The organism is Mobiluncus holmesii ATCC 35242, assembly GCF_000185445.1.
GTDB lineage: Bacteria > Actinomycetota > Actinomycetes > Actinomycetales > Actinomycetaceae > Mobiluncus > Mobiluncus curtisii.
On the sequence record NZ_GL622346.1, the window covers coordinates 1,274,776 to 1,298,268 of the forward strand.

General features: G+C 57.8%; 20 protein-coding genes, 4 tRNA genes and 1 pseudogene. 12 read left to right on the forward strand and 13 right to left on the reverse strand.

Annotated elements, in window-relative coordinates:
* Positions 1-68: 68 nt before the first annotated feature.
* Genes HMPREF0576_RS05555 through HMPREF0576_RS05565 form a run of 3 tightly spaced genes read left to right on the forward strand, consistent with a single transcriptional unit; the run spans position 69 to position 2,700 of the window.
* Positions 69-1,007: a metal ABC transporter substrate-binding protein gene (locus HMPREF0576_RS05555; RefSeq protein WP_004011052.1), complete on the forward strand. Its 939-nt coding sequence runs from the start codon at positions 69-71 to the stop codon at positions 1,005-1,007.
* Complete coding sequence (locus HMPREF0576_RS05560; RefSeq protein WP_004007282.1) at positions 1,004-1,810, forward strand: metal ABC transporter ATP-binding protein; 807 nt, start codon at positions 1,004-1,006, stop codon at positions 1,808-1,810. The genes HMPREF0576_RS05555 and HMPREF0576_RS05560 overlap by 4 nt, the downstream gene beginning before the upstream one ends.
* Positions 1,807-2,700 carry a metal ABC transporter permease gene (locus tag HMPREF0576_RS05565; RefSeq protein ID WP_004007283.1) on the forward strand — a complete coding sequence of 298 codons (894 nt, stop codon included), beginning with the start codon at positions 1,807-1,809 and terminating at the stop codon, positions 2,698-2,700. Before HMPREF0576_RS05560 ends, HMPREF0576_RS05565 begins: the two co-directional genes overlap by 4 nt.
* Before the next feature lie 9 nt (positions 2,701-2,709).
* Here HMPREF0576_RS05565 and HMPREF0576_RS05570 read toward each other — a convergent pair whose 3' ends face one another.
* Complete coding sequence (locus HMPREF0576_RS05570; protein ID WP_004011056.1) at positions 2,710-4,185, reverse strand: hypothetical protein; 1,476 nt, start codon at positions 4,183-4,185, stop codon at positions 2,710-2,712.
* 159 nt (positions 4,186-4,344) lie between these two features.
* Here HMPREF0576_RS05570 and HMPREF0576_RS05575 point away from each other — a divergent pair, with 159 nt between their 5' ends.
* Positions 4,345-5,373, forward strand: a complete 1,029-nt coding sequence (locus HMPREF0576_RS05575; protein WP_004011057.1) for a ComEA family DNA-binding protein — start codon at positions 4,345-4,347, stop codon at positions 5,371-5,373.
* 867 nt (positions 5,374-6,240) lie between these two features.
* Positions 6,241-6,957 (forward strand): annotated as a pseudogene (locus HMPREF0576_RS09560) (ComEC/Rec2 family competence protein); the annotation flags it as partial.
* 43 nt (positions 6,958-7,000) lie between these two features.
* On the opposite strand, the gene holA reads toward HMPREF0576_RS09560, so the two are convergent.
* Complete coding sequence (gene holA, locus HMPREF0576_RS09565; RefSeq protein WP_004011059.1) at positions 7,001-8,089, reverse strand: DNA polymerase III subunit delta; 1,089 nt, start codon at positions 8,087-8,089, stop codon at positions 7,001-7,003.
* A gap of 86 nt (positions 8,090-8,175) precedes the next feature.
* Here holA and HMPREF0576_RS05595 point away from each other — a divergent pair, with 86 nt between their 5' ends.
* Positions 8,176-8,676 (forward strand): HIT family protein, encoded by a 501-nt coding sequence (locus HMPREF0576_RS05595; protein WP_004011060.1) that lies wholly within the window; start codon positions 8,176-8,178, stop codon positions 8,674-8,676.
* 177 nt (positions 8,677-8,853) lie between these two features.
* Positions 8,854-8,929 (forward strand) — tRNA-Lys (locus tag HMPREF0576_RS05600).
* A gap of 300 nt (positions 8,930-9,229) precedes the next feature.
* Here HMPREF0576_RS05600 and nusG read toward each other — a convergent pair.
* The 6 genes from nusG to HMPREF0576_RS05630 form a co-directional block, all read right to left on the reverse strand.
* A complete protein-coding gene (nusG, locus tag HMPREF0576_RS05605; protein WP_004007289.1) occupies positions 9,230-10,045 on the reverse strand; it encodes a transcription termination/antitermination protein NusG in 816 nt (271 codons plus the stop codon).
* Positions 10,046-10,090: 45 nt separating this feature from the next.
* Positions 10,091-10,351 carry a preprotein translocase subunit SecE gene (gene secE / locus HMPREF0576_RS05610; protein ID WP_004007290.1) on the reverse strand — a complete coding sequence of 87 codons (261 nt, stop codon included), beginning with the start codon at positions 10,349-10,351 and terminating at the stop codon, positions 10,091-10,093.
* A gap of 164 nt (positions 10,352-10,515) precedes the next feature.
* Positions 10,516-10,591: transfer RNA gene (locus HMPREF0576_RS05615), tRNA-Trp, on the reverse strand.
* 180 nt (positions 10,592-10,771) lie between these two features.
* Positions 10,772-11,977 carry a pyridoxal phosphate-dependent aminotransferase gene (locus HMPREF0576_RS05620; RefSeq protein WP_004011061.1) on the reverse strand — a complete coding sequence of 402 codons (1,206 nt, stop codon included), beginning with the start codon at positions 11,975-11,977 and terminating at the stop codon, positions 10,772-10,774.
* 90 nt (positions 11,978-12,067) lie between these two features.
* Positions 12,068-12,394 carry a hypothetical protein gene (locus HMPREF0576_RS05625; protein ID WP_004007292.1) on the reverse strand — a complete coding sequence of 109 codons (327 nt, stop codon included), beginning with the start codon at positions 12,392-12,394 and terminating at the stop codon, positions 12,068-12,070.
* 305 nt (positions 12,395-12,699) lie between these two features.
* A complete protein-coding gene (locus HMPREF0576_RS05630) occupies positions 12,700-13,845 on the reverse strand; it encodes a tyrosine-type recombinase/integrase (protein WP_004011062.1) in 1,146 nt (381 codons plus the stop codon).
* 85 nt (positions 13,846-13,930) lie between these two features.
* Here HMPREF0576_RS05630 and mnmA point away from each other — a divergent pair, with 85 nt between their 5' ends.
* Positions 13,931-15,160 carry a tRNA 2-thiouridine(34) synthase MnmA gene (mnmA, locus tag HMPREF0576_RS05635; RefSeq protein ID WP_004011063.1) on the forward strand — a complete coding sequence of 410 codons (1,230 nt, stop codon included), beginning with the start codon at positions 13,931-13,933 and terminating at the stop codon, positions 15,158-15,160.
* 150 nt (positions 15,161-15,310) lie between these two features.
* Entirely contained in the window at positions 15,311-17,899 is a 2,589-nt protein-coding gene (locus HMPREF0576_RS05640; RefSeq protein WP_004011064.1) for a glycogen debranching protein, read from the forward strand.
* 27 nt (positions 17,900-17,926) lie between these two features.
* Here the strand turns inward: HMPREF0576_RS05640 and HMPREF0576_RS05645 are convergent, their stop codons facing one another.
* Complete coding sequence (locus HMPREF0576_RS05645) at positions 17,927-18,262, reverse strand: hypothetical protein (protein ID WP_004011065.1); 336 nt, start codon at positions 18,260-18,262, stop codon at positions 17,927-17,929.
* On the reverse strand, positions 18,262-19,389 hold the full coding sequence (trpS, locus tag HMPREF0576_RS05650; protein WP_004007297.1) for a tryptophan--tRNA ligase: 1,128 nt from the start codon (positions 19,387-19,389) through the stop codon (positions 18,262-18,264). Before trpS ends, HMPREF0576_RS05645 begins: the two co-directional genes overlap by 1 nt.
* A gap of 207 nt (positions 19,390-19,596) precedes the next feature.
* On the opposite strand from trpS, the gene HMPREF0576_RS05655 reads away from it, so the two are divergent.
* The gene (locus tag HMPREF0576_RS05655; protein ID WP_004011066.1) at positions 19,597-21,210 is read left to right on the forward strand and encodes a cell wall-binding repeat-containing protein; all 1,614 of its coding nucleotides are present in this window, start codon (positions 19,597-19,599) and stop codon (positions 21,208-21,210) included.
* 224 nt (positions 21,211-21,434) lie between these two features.
* Here the strand turns inward: HMPREF0576_RS05655 and rpmG are convergent, their stop codons facing one another.
* The 3 genes from rpmG to HMPREF0576_RS05665 form a co-directional block, all read right to left on the reverse strand.
* Positions 21,435-21,605, reverse strand: coding sequence for a 50S ribosomal protein L33 (gene rpmG, locus HMPREF0576_RS09190; protein ID WP_004007299.1), 171 nt, complete (start codon positions 21,603-21,605; stop codon positions 21,435-21,437).
* 53 nt (positions 21,606-21,658) lie between these two features.
* Positions 21,659-21,732: transfer RNA gene (locus HMPREF0576_RS05660), tRNA-Met, on the reverse strand.
* Between the two features lie 37 nt (positions 21,733-21,769).
* Positions 21,770-21,842, reverse strand: a tRNA-Thr gene (locus HMPREF0576_RS05665).
* Between the two features lie 367 nt (positions 21,843-22,209).
* Between HMPREF0576_RS05665 and HMPREF0576_RS05670 the strand changes: the two genes are divergently transcribed.
* Both HMPREF0576_RS05670 and HMPREF0576_RS05675 read left to right on the forward strand, forming a co-directional pair.
* Entirely contained in the window at positions 22,210-22,833 is a 624-nt protein-coding gene (locus HMPREF0576_RS05670) for a vitamin K epoxide reductase family protein (protein WP_245527348.1), read from the forward strand.
* Positions 22,834-22,849: 16 nt separating this feature from the next.
* Positions 22,850-23,473: a hypothetical protein gene (locus HMPREF0576_RS05675; RefSeq protein ID WP_004011068.1), complete on the forward strand. Its 624-nt coding sequence runs from the start codon at positions 22,850-22,852 to the stop codon at positions 23,471-23,473.
* Positions 23,474-23,493: the final 20 nt, after the last annotated feature.

Sequence of the window (23,493 nt, forward strand, 5' to 3'; positions counted from 1 at the left end):
CGCTAAATTACGGGATTTCAACGGTTTCGGGCTTGCAAAGTTAGGTATGCCTAACTTAGGCTATACCCATGAAGAGAATTAAAAACAAGCAAATTAAAGAAACCTTGACCGTAGCTGCGCTTTTGTGCCTGGGAGCCTCTCTCAGCGGGTGCGGCGGGACCCCCAGCTCCAGCTCGGATTCAGCCGCACCAGGCAAACCCCTGGTTCTCACCACATTTACCGTGTTGCAGGACATGGCTCAAAACGTTGCCGGAGACCATCTGGAAGTCCGCTCTATCACCAAACCTGGGGCGGAAATCCACGATTACCAACCCACGCCCTCGGACTTGAAGTCGGCGCAGAAAGCGAAACTGATTTTAAATAACGGGCTGGATTTGGAACGCTGGTTCACGAAGTTTACCGCCGATCTGGATGCCAAAAAGGTCAATGTTTCGCAGGGCGTAGAGCCCATTCCGATTACCGAAGGCGACTACAAGGGTAAGCCCAATCCCCACGCTTGGATGAGCCCGAAAAACGGCGCCCTCTACGTGAAGAATATGGCAAAAGCCTTCTGCGATTTAGATGCAAAGAACTGCTCCGAGTACCAGGAAAATGCCAAACAGTATGGCGCCAAGATTGAAAAAGTCGGCGAGGACATCACTTCCACACTTTCCCAGCTCGACCCGTCACAACGCACTTTGGTCAGCTGTGAGGGAGCATTCTCGTATCTGACTCGCGACTATAACCTCAACGAGAAATTCTTGTGGGGCGTAAATGCCGAAGGAGCCCTCACGCCCTCTCGCGTAGCGGAAGTGGAAGACTACGTGAAGCAAAACCACGTTCCCGCAGTTTTCTGCGAGTCCACCGTGGGAGACAAAATGCGACCCGTTGTGGAAGCCACAGGTGCGAAATTCGGTGGGGAATTGTATGTTGATTCCTTGTCAGACTCAGATGGAGACGTTCCGACCTATCTGGATCTGTTGCGCTACGACGCAGATTTGATTACCCGAGGATTGACTCAGAAATGAGTGATGCTCTCGACAACCGCATAGAGCCAGGCGGGGCTGAAGCTGAGTCCAGCTCAAATTCAGCCCCGCCTATATTAGAAGTCTCAGATTTGCATGTTCGTTACGGAGCTAATGTGGCACTGGAGGGTGCCAGTTTAACCGTGTCGCGCGGTCAAATTTGTGGTCTGGTAGGGATGAACGGTTCGGGAAAATCAACACTGTTCAAATCCATCACCAACAGCGTTTCGTATCAAAAGGGCAGTATTAAAGTTGCCGGAATTGACGCGAACCAAGCCCGCAAACAGCGACTGATTGGTTATGTTGCGCAAAATGAGGAAATCGATTGGGACTTCCCGGTTAACGTAAACCAAGTCGTCATGATGGGACGGTATGGATTTATGGGACCGACCCGTCGTCCCAAATCTGCAGACGTGGCAGCGGTGCAAGCCGCGTTAGAAATGGTGGAGTTGCAAGATTTGCAACAGCGCCAAATTGGGGCGTTGAGCGGCGGTCAAAAGAAAAGGGTGTTTATCGCCCGCGCGATTGCACAAGGCGCGCCCCTCCTGCTCCTCGATGAACCGTTTGCCGGAGTAGACAAATACTCCGAAACCAATATCGTCGATTTGCTGCGCAAAATCTCGGCAAAAGGCACCACGGTGGTGGTTTCAACCCACGATTTGGCTTCTTTGGAAAAGCTCTGCGATGAAGTGGTTTTGCTGTATCGTCGCGTAGTTTATCAAGGTGATCCCGCCGGCGCCTTAGACCCGCAAAACCTCGCGAAAGCGTTTGGATTAAATCCCGCCGCGTCAGGAGGTGGACAGTGAATTTTTATGAAGCTTTCATCGAAATGTGGACGCAGCAGTTTATGCTCCGGGGCATCATCGTCACCGGAGTCGCGGCGGCGGTTTGTGCCGTGTTGTCCTGCTGGTTGGTCTTGATTGGCTGGTCACTGTTAGGTGACGCCCTGTCCCACGCAATTCTTCCCGGAATCGTCGTGTCCTACCTCTTGGGAACGCCCTTCGCAATAGGCGCCCTCGTGGCAGCTTTGCTGGTGGTGGGATTGATTGGCGCAGTGCGGGGGCGCGGACGAGTCAAAGAAGACACCGCTATTGGGGTGGTATTCACGACAATGTTTGCCTCCGGTCTGGTCTTAATCAGCCTGTTCCCCAGTCACATTGATTTGCACCACATTTTGTTTGGCGACATGCTCGGCATTACCAGAGCCGATATGTGGCAGGTCTTGATATTGAGCCCACTCGCTCTGGTGCTGTTGTTATACAAAAAACGGGATTTGGTGCTGTATGCCTTCGACAAGACTCACGCCCACGCTATCGGCATCTCTACAAGCTGGTTGGCGACTCTGTTGCTGGTAGCTCTGTCTTTGACGGTCGTGGTGGCGATGCAGGCAGTGGGCGCAATCCTCATCGTGGCACTGGTGATTACCCCTGGCGCAACCGCCCGGCTGCTCACAAACCGGTTCAACGCTATGCTATGGATAGCTCCTTTGCTTTCCGTATCCTGTGTCGTGCTGGGAGCTTATATTTCTTACTGGTTCGATACCGCGTCAGGAGCCACAGTCGTGCTGCTTGAAGGCGTATTGTTCCTGATTGTTTGGCTGGTGGATTTGCTTCGTCAACAGCGTCTGCAGCGCTATCATGGCGCGCAGTCTGCCGCCCCCGGTCCTGACCCGGAACCTCAACAGGTTGCTTCTTGAGGCACCCCTCTAGGGCAGGCCGAGGTAGCGCAACACTGCCTTGGCACTGCCCTTGTTGAGGTCACCCAGCTGCGCCAACTGGCCCAACCCTGACCCCAGGACAAACGTATCCCCGGTGGTGGCAGCTCCTTTCAATGGCGGCGCGATGCCTTCCCAAAGGAATTTCCCGTCGACGACACCGTAACTCAGCAGCCCCCCGTTGCCCTCGGTAAACACGGCTTTTGTCGCGTCAGAGGTCAGCGGAGTCCCCGGAGCTTTCAGATTGATGGTGACGCCGTCCCCGGTGGTCCAAGTTTTGGCAGCGCAGCCGGGCCAGGACGCACAGGTTTCCCCGCGGTTCGCCAAAAAATACGTCCGATTGGGCATGAGGACAGGGATTTTCCCGGATTTTAGAGCTGCCATAGCACTGTCAGTGTCTAGCCGAAGTCCGGCGCGCAGTTGGGTGTGCAAGGCTTGTGCCGCCAGCGCGGGGCACTTGCCCTCCCCCACTATCGCGCCGTCAGAACCGTAGACCTGCCAATCAATCTGCCCGTCGCCCTGCGGATCTGCGGACGCGAAAAATCCGGCTTCCAGCATCGACATCTGTGCGGCAGTACCAAGTTTAGAGGTGTCCAGGGAACCGATTTTCGTATTGATAATCTGAGAATAGCTCCAAGTATTTTGCCGGTTAGACCCGTCTTGGTTCGAAGTCGTCACCCCCAGCAGGGTCACTGACCCCCGAGTTTGCACCGATAGGGGCTGGGCAGCCTGCGCATTCGGCACCATGAGCGGGAATTTTCCTTTCCAGGCAAAGTCTGGCGTGATGTAAACCGCTTGTGCCCCTGCCGAATTTCCCTCTCCAACCGCAATAGGAACCACCAGGAACTGGTCAAAAATTGCCCCCAACACGTGCTCGCCGGTCGCTAAATCCCAAATATCATTAGGCAAATCCCCCACCGCGACATTGCCCCTAGGGTCAATCCGCACCACCTTTTTGGCTTTATCAGATTCACAGGTAATCGAGCTCTGCCACAGTTGTTTCAGGCAATAGTCCAGGGGCAGGTCATCGTAAGTTTTCGACCATTTGGCGGTGCCGGTGGTTTCGTCTATCAGCGCAATAGCCTGGGTTTGGGCTTTCCCATCAGTGCCCTTGACCAGCACCAGCTGTTCATTTTCTGCCAGTTTAGCCGTCACACCGGTAGCGGCATCCTGGGCAGCCAGAGAGTCTTGCGCATCCTGATAGCCCCACACTTGTGCCGTGCGCGGATCTTTCATTTTCGCGGGCATCGCCAGGGTCCAGGCTTCTTTCAGCGGCGCCACCGTGGTGATTTGTTTCACTTCCGCTTTGTTGCGAATCCGGGCGGTATCACCAAACCACTGCATCGTAGCGGTCACCAACACCACCACTGCCAGGACCAAAATAGCTGCGCCAATAATTCGTTCGACCAGGCGAGGCTGGCGCACCGCGGCCGCAGAATTACTTAAATCCGGTTTCTGTTTTCTCACTGCTTTAGTTTATCCCAGCGATAGCAACGAAAAACTACCTTTCAAGATGTTTTCCACAAGGGAAGGCAATTCCGGGTTTTCCACAGGTAAATCTTTTCGGAGTTTTCGCGCCGGCGGGTCGCGATTAGTTTCACAAGGGAGGGTCGCGCAGTTCCCGGTGTGACGGAGGAGGCAGCCAGGATGCTAAATAAGTTTGGGCAAACGGACCGTGACCGGCTCACGGCCGGGGTGTTTGAGCGAGCCAGAGCCGCGGGGGTGGGTTATCTGGACGAGGCCGCGCCGGATTACCCCTCCGCGCGCCGCGCCACACCATCATCCGAATACAGCACGGAGGGGATGCCACCGGCTCGTGGCGCTCTGACGGGGCGTGCCGAAGACCTGGTGCACGGTTTTGAGAATAGCCTCCAGGTCAGACCCGTAGCACAGCGTGAACAGCGGTTACGCCTGGCTCCCAGCCCGCGGGTGGCGACCTTAATTGCAGTATTTATGCTGGTGTGCGGGCTTTTAGTGGTGGGTTGGCAAGTCTTGGCCGCTCCCCCCGCGGCTCCGCCTGCCGGGGTGCTGTCCGGGGACGCCACGGGGAAACCGGATTCCAAAACAGACAGTTCCGCCGGACCGGGGGCGGCGCTGGCAGCTGTGGAGAGAAAATCTGGAACAGCAGGGGTCCGAAAGGACGGTGGTGCTTCCTCACCGGGCGCTGCCCCGCATCTATATCTTCCTGGCGCAAACGGCGCCGAAGTGGTGGTTCACGTGGCAGGAGCGGTGAGCCGCCCCGGCGTGGTTCATCTGGCAGACCCGTCGCGGGTAGCGGACGCTCTGGAAGTGGCGGGGGGAGCCTTGCCCGAAGGGGATTTGAGCACTCTGAATCTGGCTCGTCCCCTCACGGATGGGGAAATGATTTACGTGCCTCGACCTGGAGAGACTCCTCCGCCGAGCGTGGGTGGAAATGCGAACAGTGCCCCGGACGGAGGCACAAAATCAGTGGGAGGCGCAGGCGACAAGGTGAACTTGAACACCGCCGACCTGGGAACTCTGCAGACTCTGTCCGGTATCGGTCCCGCCCTGGCGCAACGTATTTTGGATTACCGCGAGTCTAACGGGCGTTTTGCTTCGGTGGATCAGCTCGACGAGGTTAGCGGTATCGGTCCGGCACTGATGTCGCGTCTGCGCGATCACGTGTGCGTGTGAGGATTCGCGATGACTGCGCCGAGTGAAACATCGCTGATTATCCGACGGTTGCGCACCGATCAGGACTACCGGGCTGCCCCGTTGGATTTACGGTTGGCGATTCCGGCAGTGAGCCTGTGGGGGGCGCTCTTAGTGGCAGGAAGTCGTGGAGAGTGCGTCGCCCTCGCGGTGAGCCTCGGATTTGCTCTGGTTGCGGTCATTTCAGCGGTTGCGTTGGGGTGGTTCAATCGTTCACAAGGGCGGGGAGGCAGTCGTCCCGACCACGCATCTGTCCGCGTGGGGACACGCGGCACCAACACCCCCACCCGCCGGCGTCATCGCCTGTTTCCGCGCGGCTCCGGGCTGGCTACACTGCTGATTACTGCCCTGGTGATTGCCATCGTTTTTGGCACCCTAACGCTGCGTTTAGAGCTGATCTCGCGTGATTACCTGGCGGTAATTGGTGCGCATCCAACCGCCCGCTTTGACATAAAAGCCCAGGTTATTTCCACTCCGAAACCGAGCTGGGGAGACAGCTACCGCGTTGACTTGAGAGCGACCCGTCTGACTTGGCACGGCTTTACTTACCCCACCCGCGCCCGGTTGCAGGTCAAAGGTGCCGGCTGGGACGAAGTCCCGCTCGGCTCATGGGTACGTCTGCGTACCGGTCTGGCTGGTCGGGACCTATCCACTCAATACTTGGGCTATGCGAAGTCTCCGACCACCCCCGAAGTTATCGGACCTCCCACCGGACGGTTTGTGTTTGTCAATGCGGTGCGCCAGCGTCTGCGCCAGGCTACGTCTGGTCTCTCAGAATCAACGGCGGGAATGATTATGGCGATGAGCTTGGGTCTAACTGTCGCCCAAGATCCCCTAGATCGGGAGTCTATGCAGGTGGCAGGATTATCGCACCTGACTGCTGTTTCTGGAATGCACCTCAGTGTCCTGTTGGCCCTGGCGCTGGGATTGACTGCCCGGAAACCTCGTGGCGTGCAAGTCGTGGCGGCGGCAGGGATTATGGGAACTTTCCTGACCATGTTGGAAGGCTCTGCCTCCGTCACTCGCGCGGCGGTCATGGGGGCGTTAACGCTGGTGGGGTTGGGGATAGCCCGCCCCTCCCGCGCGGTGTCCTCCCTGTCCGCGGCGATTATAGGAATGCTGCTGGTACAGCCGTTCCAAGCAACTTCCTGGGGCTTTGCCCTGTCCGTAGTGGCTACGGGCGCTATCGTGACCGGCGGACCTTACTTGTCTGCCTGGTGCGCTCGGTTTTTGCCGCGCCTGCTGGCGCTGCCACTGGCTGTTTCCCTGAGCGCGCAGCTGGCTTGTGCGCCGCTGATGTTGGTGATGCGCGGGAAACTGCAAGTTTATTCCCTACCCGCGAATCTCTTAACCGGAGCGGTGTCCTCCCTGGTGACCGTGGGCGGTTTGGGGCTGGTTGCCCTAGCGGCTCTGGCGGGACTCCCGACCGGTCCGTGCGCTATTTGCGTCCTGCCGGTACGGTTATTGGAACAGGGGGCGGCGCATTTCACCGGGTGGGCTGCCGCATGGATTTCGGGCGTGGCGCGATTCTTTGCCAGTCGCCCCGGAGCGGAAGTTGATTGGTTAGAAAACCCGGTGGCAGGAGTGGGTGGACTGTTGATAGTGGCACTCAGTTTCGCGTGGGTGACATCCCAACTGGCTCACGCACGCCGCTGGCATATCGGCACACTGCCAAAACCATGGCTTCCAGGGCATATTCCGGATCCCGCGACGCCCCCTTCACGGCTTCGTCCGCGCGGGCTACCGCCAGGATGGCTAACCCCAGCCGCTCGTCATCCCAGCGCGGTGCGACCGCACGGATTCCCTGAGCAATCCGTCCAAACAGGGGTTTAGGCGGGTCCACCAGGTCCATCGCCGCGACCGCGGGAGGCAGCGAGGGGGCAAGGGACGTCAGTATCTGGCGGATTTTCGTAGCCATCGCGGAGACAATCAATACCGGCGCCACTCCGGTCGCTAAAGCATGACGTAACAGTCGCAGCGCTTCGCCAACATTGCCGGTCACCGCCGCATCAGCGACGTTAAACCCGGTCGCCTCCACCCGACCTTGTAAATACTGATCGACTTCAGCCAGACTCAACGGCTGAGACGGATCTCCCACCGTTTGCAGCAGCTGGGTGGTCACGGCGAGCAATTCCTCGAACTCGTCCCCCAGCGCCGCCACCAGAGCCGCTACTGCGTCCGGGTGGAGAGGACGCCCCAGTCGTCCCGCCTCAGCCTGGAGGAACTGTGCTTTTTCTTCCGGCCAGCGCAGTTCGTCACAGGCATACACATTTGCGGCACCCTTTTTGCACAAGTCCAGGACCTTTTTCCCGTGATTTCCCCCCGCGTGCCACAGCACCAGCGAAGCGTCCGCCGTGGGCTTTTCCAAGTAAGTTTCTAAATCCTGGAGCAGCTCCGGGTTCGCTTGTTCCAGTCCGGGAATGATAATCAGCGGCATTCCTCCAAAGAGAGAAGGAGAAGTCAGTTGGCTCAGACGGGATGATTCATAAGTCCGGGGGTTGACCTCGGTGATTTCCGGGGGTTCCATCGCCCCGGCTCTCTCTGCCGCGTCCAGGGCCGCCGCACGCAAGCTGGCTATGGCACGCTGCGCGAAAACCCGTTGTTTTCCCAGCAGCAATACCACCGGAGCCAAAGCTGCACGCGACCACGGTTCAAAAGCCGACTTGGAGCCTCTCGGAGCGTTCTTCTTCGTTGCCACGCTTTAACTCTACATGCCCCCTCGAAGACAAAATTCCCCTACTATAAAAGCGGGACGACGCCGGGAAGGCTCTCCGGTCCCACCCGATGCGCCCGTTCCTCGGAAAAACTGCCCGACCGGACTTTTGCAAGCGAAAGGAAAACTTGATGGCCAGCGTATTTACAAAAATTATCAACGGTGAAATCCCCGGCAATTTTGTTTGGCAAGATGAACAATGTGTCGTGTTCGCCACCATTGAACCGCGCAGTGACGGTCACATGCTGGTGGTGCCGCGGGAGGAAGTCGACAACTACCTCGATGCCGACCCGGATTTGATCGCGCATCTGTCCCAAGTTGCGCAAATTATTGGGCAAGCCGGACGCGATGCGTTTAACGTGTCACGAGCCTTGATAGTGGTCGCCGGTTTTGACGTCCCCCACCTGCATATTCATGTGATTCCGACCGATTCTATGCAGGTACTCAATCCCGATGCCAAAGCGGCGGGAGTCGCGGATGACATCAAAGCCAGCTGTGAAAAACTGCGCAACGCCCTGGTGAAAATGGGTTATAGCGCCAATGTTCCCGTATCTTTGGAGTCCCTGGGATAACCGTGTCGCGCCGAGCGGCGCGTTAGTTCCGTCGCGCAGATTCCTAAAATCGCTGCAAATAGGCAGGTAAAAGCCAGTTCGCCAGATTTGCCTCCACGAATCTTAAGAATTGCGGCTCGTTCAATTTGTGAATCTTCCCTCGGAGCGTTAACATTGTTAACCGCGCCTAAAGCGCATGCACCACTAGCTCAATTGGCAGAGCAACTGACTCTTAATCAGTGGGTTCAGGGTTCGAGTCCCTGGTGGTGTACCACTCAGAACATCGCGATTTCAACAATTTCTCTCGCTAGTTTCCGATATTTTACCCCGCTCAATCGCGCGCAGATTAAAGATTAAGCGCGACCTCTCCCTCGTGCCCCCTCGCGGATTCCCGGCGCAATCAGCCAGCCTTCCCCGCCAGCTTTGAGAGTTCAGTTCCGCACCTCCGGCTGGACGAAAAGCCAAGTTTAACTGCGGCTGCTGATGAGATGACCCAGCCCGGCTTACAAGCAAGCCCTAAAAACCCCGGTGGGCGCGGGATGGAAATCCCGCGCCCACCGCCAAGCCTCAAGAATCAGTCGATTTTGGTGACCTGGTTGAAGTTCAACTCCACCGGAGTCTCGCGCTCGAAAATAGTGACCAGCACGGTCAGCTTCTGGGTTTCGGCGTTGACCTCGGCAATCGTCGCGGAGAGCGTCTCGAACGGACCGGAGGTAATAGTAACCGACTGACCCACCTCGAAATCCGCCGCCACCGGGGCAGTCCGCTGCGTCGCTTGTGAAATCTCGACCTGACCGTCTTCCACCGCCACTTTCGCGGCTTCCTTGGCGGTCGGAGCCAGCATATTGACCACTTCCGTAAGCGTCAACGGCAGCGGATCTTGCTGGTTACCGACGAAACCGGTCACAGCCGGGGTGTCCTTAACCAAACGCCAGGAGTTCTCATCCATGTCCATACGCACCAGAACGTATCCGGGGATGCGCGGACGCTGCACCACCTTGCGACTCTTGGGCTTAACCTCGACGTGTTCCTCCATCGGAATCTCGACCTGGTAGACGTAATCTTCCATGCCGGGATTATTCGCCACGCGCTGTTCGATGTTCTGTTTCACACGCTTCTCATAGGAAGAGTACGTGTGTACCACGTACCACCGGCCTGGCAGGGCGCGCAGCTCGACTTCGAGGGCCTGTTTCGGGTCGAGTTCTTCCGTCTCGGTGTCCGCAGTATCCGCGGCGTCCTCGATGATTTCACCAGTTTCCGGGTCCACATTGGCGGGAACTTCCTCCAAAGCGTCCTCGGCGGGCTGAGTGTCCTCAACCGGCTGGCTAGGTTCCGGCTGGGCTTCCTCAGCCACAGCGGCGTTTTCTTGCAATTCGTTTTCGTCTGACATTCTGTATTCCTCGTGGGGTAACGATGTTGAAAAGACCAAACTGGTCTAGCTAAAGATGACGTCGGTGAGGGCTCCGAAACCCAGATCCATCAACCCGACCGCGGTCATGATAATGGCCACAAATACAATCACGACCAAGAAGTAGCGCCACAGTTCTTCGCTGGTGGGATAGACGACCTTTTTCATCTCATCCACGACTTGGCGGAAAAACTGCACGATACGTGCAAAAAAGCCAAGATCTTGCTCAGCGCTAGGGGTCGGCTCGGCTTTTTTCGCCGGCTGAATGGCACCCTCGGTTTCTGCCATTATGTGTTCCTCCTGTAGGCAATTTTTCCCCGCCCAGGGCACACTTCACCCTAAGCAAATTAACGGGGGGATGAGTCAAATTATAGTCGAAAACCCTGCCTAAAGCTAATCGTCCGGGGCTCACCGACCAGACTCGATTGCTCAACATGGTCGATTTCAGCTACTGGCAGGGAAGACAGGACTCGAACCTGCAACCTACGGTTTTGGAGACCGTTGCGCTACCAATTGCGCCACTTCCCTAGGTTGAATCTCGCTTTCACACCGTCAGGTGGAAACGAAAAACACAGCGTCCTCAATGATAGGGCAAAGCCCCCCTAACTTTCAAGCGCACCCACACTGAACCGAACCAAACCAAGTCAAACCCAAAATTAAACCGGGGGCAACGCACTAATGCGCCACCCCCGGTGAAATCCAAAAAACCTACTTCACTTTTGCCAACAAATCCTGCACCCGGCTGACCCCTTCGACCAGGTCAGCGTCGGAAAGGGCATAGGACATGCGGATGAACCCGCTGGGACCGAAGGCTTCGCCGGGAACCACCGCGACCTCAGCCTTGTCCAAAATCATGGCTGCCAACTGGGAAGAGGACTCGATACGCTCCCCGTCCAAGCTGCGTCCAAACAAGCCCGTCACATCGGGATACACATAGAACGCGCCACGCGGCACAGGTACCTGCAAGCCGTCAATCTCGCTCAGCATCCGCACGATGGTCTGACGGCGCTGGTCAAAGGCTTGACGCATCTGTTCCACCGCATCCATCGGACCGGTCAATGCCGCAATGGCAGCCCGCTGGGCGATGTTGCACACGTTGGAAGTCAGGTGGGATTGGAAGTTAGTGGCAGCCTTGATGACGTCGGTCGGACCGTTCATCCAGCCCAGACGCCACCCGGTCATGGCGTAAGACTTCGCCACGCCGTTGACGATTACGCAGGTGTCTGCCAGTTCCGGAACCAGCTTCAGGATGTGGGCGGGCTGAGCACCGTCATACAGCAGGTGTTCGTAAATCTCATCACTAATGACCCACACGCCCTTTTCCACAGCCCACTGACCGATAGCGGTCAGTTCCTCGGGGGTATAGACCGCACCGGTCGGGTTAGAGGGGGAACAAATCAGCAGGACCTTGGTCCGCTCCGTGCGTTTCGCCTCCAAGTCCTCGGGCGTGACTTTGTAGTCCCGATCAGCACCGGCAAAGACTTCCACCGGAACGCCTCCAGCCAGGCGAATTGCTTCGGGATAGGTGGTCCAATAGGGTGCCGGCAGCAACACTTCATCGCCGGGGTCGACGGTGGCGGCAAAAGCCTGGAACACGGACTGTTTCCCACCGTTGGTGACGATGACGTTATTCGGGTCAATTTCGTAGCCGGAGTCGCGTAAGGTCTTGGCAGCGATAGCTTCGCGGGTAGCCAGCATCCCTTTACCTTGAGTGTAGTGGTGGTTGGCGGGGTCTTTACACGCCGCCACGGCAGCTTCCACAATGTAATCGGGAGTCGGGAAATCCGGTTCACCAGCGCCGAAGCCGATGACAGGCTTTCCGGCAGCTTTTAGTTCTTTAGCTTTACTATCGACAGCGAGGGTCGCGGACGGGGCAATGGCGGCAAGGCGCGCAGAAACACGATTTTTACTCATGACCCCATTCTTGCACTTTTCATCAGGGCGACGCACCCTTTCGTCGCGCCGGGCAGGTCGGGTGGCGGGAAACGCGCGCCCGGAATAACCCTATTTCCGCAGTTCCGGGCAGGATTCTAAATCCTGTTTTACCGACCGGGCGGTCCTGACGTAATAGAGCACCGCCGCTGCCACCATCACGAGGCTGACCACGATGGAGGGATAGTCTCGATGCGCCGTGAGGGCAATCACAATCAGCGTGACCGCTGCCACCACCGTGAACCCCAGCACCACGCGTGCCAGGAAAATGACACGTTCGTATTCTTCACGAGTGCTGTGGGGTCTGCCTTGCGAGTTACAGGCAGCGTCTGCGCCTACCTCGCTGTCTGTCGACTGACCGTCGGGCAGTCCACCGGTTCCTGCTAAAGGTTCATTCACGGCTTTAGCCTATCAAAGCCGATGAACAGAATCGGAACGAAAGCTCCCCCTGTTCCCGCTGTTTCCACAGGTTATCCACAAGGGGTGGGGACGGGTTAGTGCTTTTGGTGCGGAAAACCGCCAGCGGCTCTGCTTCACCGTGACCCCTCCCTTAACACCACCCTGAACTGCGGCTTTGTAATGCTTTACCTGAGATTACGCCATTTTTTCGCCCCCCTTATCAACCTGGACTTTACCTGCACATTTCCACCGTAGACTCACTAATCCACAGTTTTTCCACAAGCCGTGTGCATAACTCGTTCGCCCTAGGCAGCGGCTCGACGCAGGGTGCTCTGGCGCATCCGACTCAGCGCCCCGGCGACATCTCCCAAGTCCGGTTCAAACAAGTCTGCGTACACATCGAGGGTCAGCGAAGCTGACGAATGTCCCAACATCCGCTGCACCGATTTCACGTTCGCGCCTGCCGAGACTGCCAAAGTGGCGGCAGTGTGACGCAGGTCGTGTATGTGCAATCCGGCTTGTCCGACCGCCAAGGCTGCCATGTCGAAGTGTAAGCGCAGGTTAGAGGCTCGCAGCGGGGTGCCATGTTTGGTGGCAAAGAGAAAGTCGTCACCCCCGCGGGTCGCCCTGGTCAACACCCGCAAGTCCCGCCGCAAGAAATCCGGAATCGGCACGACTCTGGTGCGACCGTTCTTGGGAGTGCCAAACACCTGCCGCCCCGACACCTCCGACACCGCCCGCTCGATTCGCATAATGCGCCGATCTAAATCGAGGGCAGCGGGGGTCAACGCCAGGGCTTCCCCGATACGCAAACCGGTGTAGCCCAGCAAGCGCATCAGAATCTCCAGCTGGTTGCCATCCCGTGCGGGAGTCTGTCCACCGCGCACCCTACCCAGCGACGCCAAACCGGTGTCAATCGCCCCGGCCCGAGACTTGCGCCGTGTCAGGTACCCGGCACGCCCTTTCTTGCGCAAGAACACCACGTTTTGTCCCCACCCGACGGGCAGACTGACCCCAGCGGGATCGCGGGTCAAACGCCACCACCCAATCTCTAGCGCCAGAGATTCCAGCTGCAACACGCTCAAGTACCGATGGCGTCCGGTACGGCACACTGTCGGCAACGGCACTCCGGTTGCCACGTTGCTTTCTATCTCCCCCAAACGGTTCGCCAACGCCAACACCTGCCCCACGATTTGATACGCCTGGCGCACCCCGGTGGGGCTGACTCCCTGTTCCGCAAGCTTTGCGACCCAAGAAACGACCTGCAGATAGCTGACCTGTTTCGGGGACAGTTCCCCAAATTCCAGATTGACCATGTTTAGCATCGACCGATAGCAAGCCCTGGTGGTCGGCTTTAAATCGACCCGGCTCTCTAACCAAATCCGACCAAAATCGGAGAAAGTTTGCGGTTCCAGGTGCGAGCGAGAGTCGGTGATTAGCTGATTTTCCATTGTTTTTCCTTTCAAATAGGCATCTTCCCGAGGTGTCGGGACCGGCGAGTGCCAGCTCAATGGGAAACGGTAGAATGTGAGGTCATTGAGGAGGAAAAACTTGGCAAAAATTTTAGTGGGACTATCCGGCGGGGTGGATTCGGCAGTGGCAACCGCGCGCCTGCAGGCTGCCGGTCACGAGGTTTCGGGATTCTTTATGCAGTTGGAGTCTCCCTCCCGCCCGTGGTCGCGACCTGTCACCTCCGCCGAGCCGGTGGACGCCCTGGCTGATGCGCATCGAGTCGCGGATTTCCTGGGGGTCGAGCTGCAGGTGTGGGACTTGGCAGAGCGTTTCAACCGGGTCGTGATGGATTCGTTCGCGCAAGCCTATCGTGACGGTCTGACCCCGAACCCCTGTGTGCATTGCAACCGTTTCATCAAGTTCGGCTATGTCATCGAACGCGCTCGCCGGGAGGGCTTCGATTATGTCGCGACGGGTCACTATGCCCGGCTGTGGCGTCCCGGTCAAGTAGGCTTGATTCCGGTGGGAGTCCCCCCGACCGTCGCGGAGGGCGCGTTTCCGGACTTCGCCCTGCTGCGCGGGTCAGCGATAGGTAAGGATCAAAGTTACGTTTTGGCAGGGGCACGAGCGGAGGCGCTGGCGCGAGCCGTGTTCCCGCTGGGTGACGTGACGGACAAAGCCGCCACTCGGGCAGAAGCGGAGGCACTGGGAATCCCGGTGGCGGGCAAGCGCGATTCTTTCGATATCTGTTTCATTCCCGACGGAGACACACGTGGCTTTTTGCGTGGCTGTATCGGGGCAGCCCTCGGTCAGATTGTGGATGAGGACGGGGCAGTGGTCGGCTCTCATGATGGCGCGTTCCAATACACGGTCGGACAGCGTCGCGGTCTGCACATTCCCCGTCCTCACCAGGACGGTGCTCCCCGTTACGTGGTAGGCACGGATGCAGAAACGAACACGGTGTTCGTGGCTCCCCGTCAAGCACTGACAGTCACGGAAATTCAAGCCGGTCCGGCAGTGAACTGGTTGACAGACCCCACCAGGCTGGGGCTCGGCGCAACTGGTGAGGGCGAGTTGGACCCGGTCGGGTTGACCATTCAGTTCCGCGCCCACGGTCAGCCCGTCACGCCCCGGGCCGTGCATCTGGAATCCGGCACGGACGGAACCAAACTGCAGGTGGCGCTGCCGCCCACCGCCGGAGTCACCGGAGTGGCGCCGGGACAATCCCTGGTGCTCTACCAAGACAGTTCCCAGGGGGACCGAGTCATCGCCCAGGCAACCATCACCGCTACGGATTGCGGACCGGACTTGTGACCTCGGAAATCATTTACGAAAAACTCCAGTGCCTGAAATCGGACAACCGGGGGGAATTCCGGACCTGAAAAAGCCCGATTTACCAGCCACAAGTTAGGCAAAGCTGATAAAATCCGGCAGGTGAAGCGTTTTCCCGGTAGTCTCGACTCTATGACTGTCCAAGAGAAAGGGACGACGCCGACATTTGCCCCAACTGACGTGATTGCGGAGGAACCGAAGCTCGACCCGCATCATTTGGGGCCCACGATTACCCAATCCGGGGTCGCCTTTTCCGTATATGCCCACCAAGCCACAGCGGTAGAGCTATGCCTGTTCGACGCTCCCGACGAACACGGGCACTACCAGTCCGAACGGCGGATTCGGCTGCGCGGACCATTCCGCGGGATTTGGCACGGCAACATTCGCGGTGTGCGCCCCGGTCAAGTGTACGGGTATCGGGCATACGGACCGTGGGATCCCGACGCGGGATTGTTTTTTAACCCGCAAAAGGTCCTGCTCGACCCTTACGCAAAAGCGATTACGCGGACCCCTATTCTCAGCCCGCAGCTCTATGCCCACCAAGTCGATGCCGAGCTGAAGCCCGCCACCCACGAGCTGACCATGGATCCGCTTGATTCCGCGGATTACAACGCGCTCTCAGTCGTGGTCAACACGCATTCTTTCCCGGTGGCGGACCACCCGCGCACCTCATGGCCGCGCACCGTCATTTACGAAGCGCATGTCAAAGGTTTGACCCGCCAACTGCCCGGAATTCCCCCCGAGCTGCAAGGCACCTATGCCGGTTTAGCAAACCCCGTCACCATTGATTACCTGAAGAACCTGGGCGTGACCGCGATTGAGCTGCTGCCGATTCACGCCAAGATGCCCGAACCATTCCTGGCGGAACGTAACCTCACGAACTATTGGGGCTACTCAACTTTGAGCTACTTTGCGCCCGAGCCTACCTACGCAACCGAAGCTGCCCAGCAGCAAGGTCCACAAGCCGTACTGGACGAGGTCCGTGGCATGGTCTCGTTGCTACACCAAGCCGGTATTGAAGTCCTGTTGGACGTGGTTTATAACCACACCGCTGAGGGCGGCACCCTGGGTCCCTCCCTCAGCTTGCGCGGTCTGGATTCGCAATCTTACTACATCTGGAATCACTGCTACCCCAACGAAATGGTGGACTTTACCGGCTGCGGTAACACGGTCGATTTCACGTCCAACCGGGCAGTGGCGCTGCTGCTAGATTCGCTACGGTATTGGGCTGGGGAAGTCGGGGTGGACGGTTTCCGTTTCGATTTGGGGGTCACGTTGGGACGCAACCGCGAACAGTATGCCCTGCGCCACCCCTCTTTTGTTGGCATGGCGACCGACCCGGTCCTGGCGGGATGTAAGCTCATTGCCGAACCGTGGGACATGGGACCGAACGGGTGGCAGACCGGCAACTTCCCTACGCCTTTTGCGGACTGGAACGACCGCTACCGCGACGGTATCAGGGGATTTTGGCTCACCGACGCGGCAGCGTTGGCGCAGGAGCGTCACGCGCACGGTCCGCACGAGCTCGCTACTCGCGTCTCCGGGTCGGCTGACCTCTACGGTTCCAACATCACTGAATACAACCGCGGACCGGGAGCTTCCATCAACTTCATCGCCGCCCACGACGGCTTCACGATGGCAGACCTGGTGACTTTTGACCACAAACACAATGAAGCCAATCTGGAAGGCAACCGGGACGGGACAAACAACAATAACTCGTGGAATCACGGTCACGAAGGTCACGTTCTCAGAGGTAAAGAACTCGGGGACCTACTCTCGCTCGAAACAACGACACCAGACGACCCCACCCCGCAATCCGGGGAAGGCATCTCCCCCCGATTCAGCCGGATGGATCCCACCACCCCGTTCCAGGGGGATCCCCTGGAACGGGCCGAGACGGTCGAAATCGCGACCAGCCGGCTAAAGGCCTTACGAAACTTGTGGGGAACCCTGGCAATCAGTTCCGGGACACCCATGATTTTGGCAGGTGACGAGTTTGGGAACTCACAAAACGGCAACAATAACGCCTACTGCCAGGACGGACCGATTTCCTGGTTGGATTGGCATTGGCAGCCCTGGCAAAAGGGATTGTTCGAAACTGCCCGCTACCTGCTACGTTTACGTGCTGAGCACCCGGTCATGCGTCCCGATGAGTTCGCCTCCGGGATGCCTCAAGACGGGGATAAACTCCAGGATCTGTCTTGGTACAACCGCGAAGGCGAACCTTTAACCCCCGGCGCCTGGCATGATCCGAGTAACCGCGTGCTCCAGATGTTGCGTTCCGGCGCCCCTTGGGACGACGTAGATTTGCTGGTCATGATTAACGGGACCAGGGATGAAGTCCAGATTAATCCCCCGCGGGCGCGTTCCCGCGTGTTTAGGCTGGTATGGGATTCCACCTGGCCCGACCCGAGCGCCCGCGAAGGCAACGCTGCGGAAAAGCTGCAGTTGTTGACCGGTTTGAACTCTGCGGTGCCTTCACCGCAGTCTCGTGACACGAATGACCCGGTCGCGCTGTTTGCCGAGGAGGTCGGAGTCACCCCCGGGTCCGGAATCCGTCTGGCAGAAGTCATTTCTGAGCTGCCCGTGACGGTACGCGGGATGAAGTCCCAAATGGAGCCGTTCTCGATGCGGATTTTCTTTGCGGAAGTGCCGGATAACCCCTCCGAGAACGAAAAAATCGATTTGCTCAACACCCTGCGCAAAGTCCAAAAGCGCTAAGGCGACGCCCCGCCCTTGTGAACGCGACTACTCGTCTAACAGATAGTCGCGACGCCCCAGCCTTTGCGGCGTCGCTTTCGCCAGCGAGGACGGGTAGGGTTTGTTTTCCCCTGCTGCCCCCGGACGCCCTTTGAACTCGCCGGCTCGGAAAGAATCCTCCCCGACTTCATATGCCCATTCCAGCAGCATGTCAGTAGTTTCTTCGACCAGCTCACCGCGGGTTTCCGGGCTGACCGACGCGCCTTGATGATCCAGATTGATAATCCATAGGGCGCGCTCTACCATGCGGTCTGCCACAGCCTGAGCATGGTCGCGACGCCGAATCAAGTCCTCTGGCTTCTTGTGATAGTCTTGCGTTTCCATCAAACCCCGTAGTTCATTCCCATAGCGACTTTCATTTCGCGCAGCACGTCGTTGGCTTCATCGCGGACTTTTTCGTTGCCGCGTGCCAACACACTCCACAGGTATCCTTCGTCGCGCATCAGCTCGGCGCGACGTTGACGCAGCGGGCGCAAGTGTTCGTTCAGCGCCTCTGTCACCAGGGCTTTCAGCGCCCCACCGCCACCGGCACCGATCTCCGCGGCGATGTCCTCGGGAGCCTGCCCGGTACACAGCGAAGCAATGAGCAGCAGGTTTGACACTTCCGGACGCTGGACAGGATCGAAAGTAATCTGGCGGTCAGAATCAGTCACGGCTTTTTTCAAGACTTTCGCGGTGTCGTCCTCGCTGGCGCGCAATTCCACCGTATTGTGCCGGGACTTGCTCATCTTTTGACCGTCAGTGCCCAGAATCATCGCGCCCTGGCCCAATAGTCCCTGCGGCAGGGGCAGCACGCCATGCCCGGTCTTTTTACCGGTCTGTGGGTCGCGTTGCGGATAACGTTTGTTGAACCGTTTGGCGAGCACCCGCGCTTGTTCCAAGTGCGGCAGCTGGTCCTGCCCCACCGGCACCAGGTTCGCCTTGGCGCACAGGATGTCCGCCGCCTGATGTACCGGGTAAGTCAGCAACAGCCCAGACATGGGACGCGCGGCGGCTTCCAGCTCGGCTTTTACGGTCGGGTTACGGTGCAGTTCTGCCTCAGTCACCAGGGACAGGAAAATGACCAGCATTTCGTGAATGGCAGGAATCTGAGAATGGCAGAAAATCGTGGATTTTTCGGGGTCGATTCCCGCTGCCAGGTAATCTGCCACCAGGTTTAACACGTATTCGCGCACGTTGCCGAGGTTGTCCCGGTCAGTAATGACCTGGTAATCCGCGATGAGTACGGTGGTGTCAATGCCAAGGTTTTGCAGGTCCACCCTGGTTTTCAAGGTGCCAAAATAGTGCCCGATGTGCAGGAATCCGGTGGGTCGATCCCCGGTCAGGATGCGGTACTTTCCGACATTTCCCGCCGCGATGTCAGCTGCAATCGCTTTCGAGGTTTCCTGAGCCGCCTTCAAGGTAGCGCGTACTTCCGTCTCGCTGGGCACCTTATTTTCATCCTTAGTCATTTCTTCACTCACCGTTTAAGTCTAACCCACTAACCACGAAAGGCATTTTCAAAAAACCTTGCATGTTATAGTTATTCGTGTCTGTAAGAATTCCCACTTTTGAAACGTATTAGGGGCGTAAGGACTTCACCATCCCCTGCGAGATGCAGAAGTAATCAATAGGATGAGTACGGAAATCATCCACCCAACAAGTTAGGAAACACAATTATGAAGAAGTCTGTTTTGACTTTCGGGGCGGCTGCAGCTGCCCTGGCTATGACCGTGCCGATGAGCGCGGTTGCGGCAACCGATTCTGACCGTTACGCTGGCGCAGGCCGTTACAACACCGCGATTTCGGTGGCCAGTGCTTTTGGCACCTCGGACGTGGTTTATCTGTCTCGCGGCGACTCCCAAGCCGACGCAGTCGCCGGTGGCAAACTGCCAAAGGGTCCCCTTTTGCTTGTCAACGACTCCCCCAGCGTGCAAAAGAACGTTGCCGAAGCCATCACTAAGTTAAAGGCCACTAAAGTTGTGGTGCTGGGTGGCACTGGCGCGGTTAGCGACGCCACGGTAAAGGCAGTTGCTGGGAAAGCCACCGTGACCCGAATTGCGGGCGCGGACCGGTTTGGGACAGCAGCTGAGATTTCCAAGAACCTGTTCCCCGAGGGCAAGACCAGCGCCAAAGTTTACTTGGCTAACGGCATCACCTTGGTCGATGCCCTGGTTGGTGGCACCATGACCGATGGCGCCCCGGTTCTGTTGACCAACGGCTCCGGCACTTTGCCTGCCGCAACCCTGAATGAAATCAAGCGCTTGAAGCCCTCCGAGGTTGTCGCTTTGGGCGGCGAAGGCGCGGTTCTGCCTGCCGAATTGAACGCGGCAGCGACTGCCAACGGTGCTGGCGGCGGCTCTGGGATGACCAAAGATCAAGCGAAAGCTAAGCTCCAAGCTGATCTAGATAAAGCAGCTCGTGAAGCCGATATGAAACTCGATGGCTGGTACACCCTGGCTGACGGTAAAACTGCTGACGACTTCGTAAATTCTGGCTGCACAAAGGCTAGTAACGACAAGGAGAAGAAAGCTGTCAAAGAGCTAATCACCTCGACGTTCCCCCGTCTGAAGGTTGACGAAGTAAAGACCGGCTGCACCGATGCAATTCTGAAGTCTGACACTAAGCCGGGTGCGGTTGCCCTCACCGATGCCCCACCCCAGCAGACCGAAAAAAATGCTAAGGGCAAGCTGGTAGCGACCTATGTCGGTATTAATAACGTCAAGACTCAAGCAGAGCTGCAGGAAGCTTTAAATAATGCCAAGGCTGCTTACCAGGACAATAAGACTGATACAGCTAAGAAAGAAGCTTATGATAAAGCTCAGGCTGCCTACGATGCTGCCCCGAGCAAAGCAGAGAAACAGCTCCTGATTGCTCAGGCAAATCTAGCTGCTGATAAGGCAAAGACTGCTGCTCCGACTGATGCTGCCATCCAGGCTTACTTGGGCGGAGCGGGAGCCAAGGCTTCTCGTATCGCCGGGGCGGATCGCTACCTGACCGCTCTCGAGATTGCCAAGGCGCAGTACCCGAACGGCACTAACGCCAAGGCTCTGTACTTTGCTAACGGTATGGCTTCGGCAGATGCCACCGTCGCTGGTTTCATCGATAATAAGGCTGAACTGGCCGGTCCGGTTCTGCTGACACAAAAAGACTCTGCCTCCGCGGAGGTAACCGCTTTTGCCAAGGCGGCTCGCACGGCAAATGCGGCGCTGGCTGGTAAATTCAAGGCTCTGGGTGGCGTAGGCGTAATCTCTGATTCCCTGGTTGACCAGTTCAAAGACTTGCTGAAGTAAGTTCTTCGGGCTTTTTTTGGGGGGGCGGCTACGGCCGCCCCCCCTCGTTTACCCACGCACACTTCGCGCCCGGTCCCACCCAAAGCGCCACGCGCCCCGCGGAGACACATACCACACTTGTGACCCTCGCAGAACCCCGCGCCCCGCGCTTGTGACCCCGCTCTTGAGACACGAAAAACCGGCGTCACCATAATGGCGACGCCGGGAAACTTGTGAAAAGACCCTTAGCGGGTTTCCTTATGCGACGTGGACTTCCGGCAACGCGGGCAGTACTTGTTCAGCTCCAAGCGATCCGGAGTGTTGCGCCGGTTCTTCTTGGTGATGTAGTTGCGCTCCTTGCACTCAGAGCACGCCAACGTAATCTTCGGGCGAATGTCTTTCGATTTTGCAGCCACTGTTTTACTTCTTTCTAATCGCTTATCCCCTGCGGTTATCCGGTTCGGGTTCGTAGCGGGGGAGGGATTCGAACCCTCGACCTCACGATTATGAGTCGTGCGCTCTCACCAACTGAGCTACCCCGCCTCGCTGCTCAGCGGCGCGAACCGTCAAGCGTGAAGCGAGCCCCGGCAGAGAATCGAACTCTGGACCTTCTCCTTACCATGGAGACGCTCTGCCGACTGAGCTACCGGGGCAACGAAAGTTTAGTTTACAGGATTCTGGCGCTCGTGACAAACTGAGCTCAACGCGCAGCTCTATACGTTTTTCCGTGAGGTTTTCGGCTGGTTCTTTCACCGGTCCGTTTAGTTTCGCGCGCAGCAGGGAATTGTGGGGGTTTCAGCGTTTTTGTACCGGTTTCAGGCGTGGGGTGAATGCTGGGATTTTTTGGGCGTCACGCCCCGACGAAAGTTGGCGAACGGGACCGGCGGGGCAAAGTTGGCGAACGGGACCGGCGGGGCAAAGTTTGCGAGCGGGATTGCCAACTCCCCAGTCTGGTCCCATTTCCGCGCCGTACCGGCACACCAGGACCAGTGTGCAGACATAAAAGTTAGAATAACCCTCATGAAGCAAGAACCCGACGACGGGACGACCCTGAACGACTGCGCTGGTCGACCCGCCACCTCCACCCTGGTGTTGCTGTTAGTGCTGACGTTCATCGCTATGGCTGCGAGCGCGGAACTGGTGCTGTCAGAAATTCAGACGCTGAAACACCCCGCGGAGCATCTCGGATGCGATCTGAACCCGCTGATTGGCTGTTCGGCTTCGCTCACGACCTGGCAGGCTCACCTATTGTTTGGCATCCCGAACGCGCTGGTCGGAGTCGGGTTATTCGCTGGTTTGGCAGGTGTGTTCCTGGCTTGGTGCAGCGGGCAGATACCGCGCTGGCTGGGGGTGCTGATTGAAGCGGGGCTGACCGGAGGAATGGTGCTGATTGCGTTTTTCCTGCATCAATCCATTTTCGAGTTCACGAAACTGTGCCCGTTCTGTTTTATCGTCTGGACCTGCACGATTATCTTGTGGGTGCAGCTTGGGGCGGCACTGATGCGGCTCGGCTGGTTGTTTCCGGGCACCGGGTTTGCCCGGATTTGGACGGCGCAGCGTTGGCTTATTACCGCGATTATCTTGCTTTTGATAGTCTTGGTCGTAGCAGTGACGCTATCAGACAAACTTGTTTACTTATTCTGACCGAAAGGCGAATGCGGTGCGGAGAGAACTGACCGACGATGAGGAACAATTTTTAGAGACTATCCGCACGATGCTTTTGGCTCGACCGCGCGCCCACGCCGATGCCAGTCGCGAAAACATGCACCGCTTGGCGCGTTTGGCCCAGGCTTTTCTGGCGTCGCCAACGTCGCTCAATAACCTGGTGGGACCCGTCTGCCGGACCGGTAATGTTTGTGACTGGCTGGGCGTGTCTCGCCAAGCGATTATGAAAGCCGTGCGGGATGGGCGTTTGCTGGGATTTCGGACTTTGGATCGGAAGTGGGTTTACCCGGCTTGGCAGTTTTCCTCAGCCCAGGCTTACGCGAACTGTGTGCGGATGTTACCGCCCGTAGTGGATATTTTGGGTTCGCGTGGTTTGAATGATTTTGACCGCGCCAAGTGGTGTTTTACGCCGAACGTGCTGTTGGCGAAGGCTGCAGCAGGTTCGGATCAGCCCGGTCCGCAATCTGAATGGCCTTCTCCCGAGGGGTGGATTCGCAATGCAAAACCGCTGGAGGATTTGATTCTAGCTGCCAAGAAGGCATCCCCGGCTCCCCCGGATTCTCCCCAGGCGCTGCCGACACCGCGACTGTCGGACATCGCGCTCGCAGATTTAGCTTGAAATCCGCTACACTATAGTGG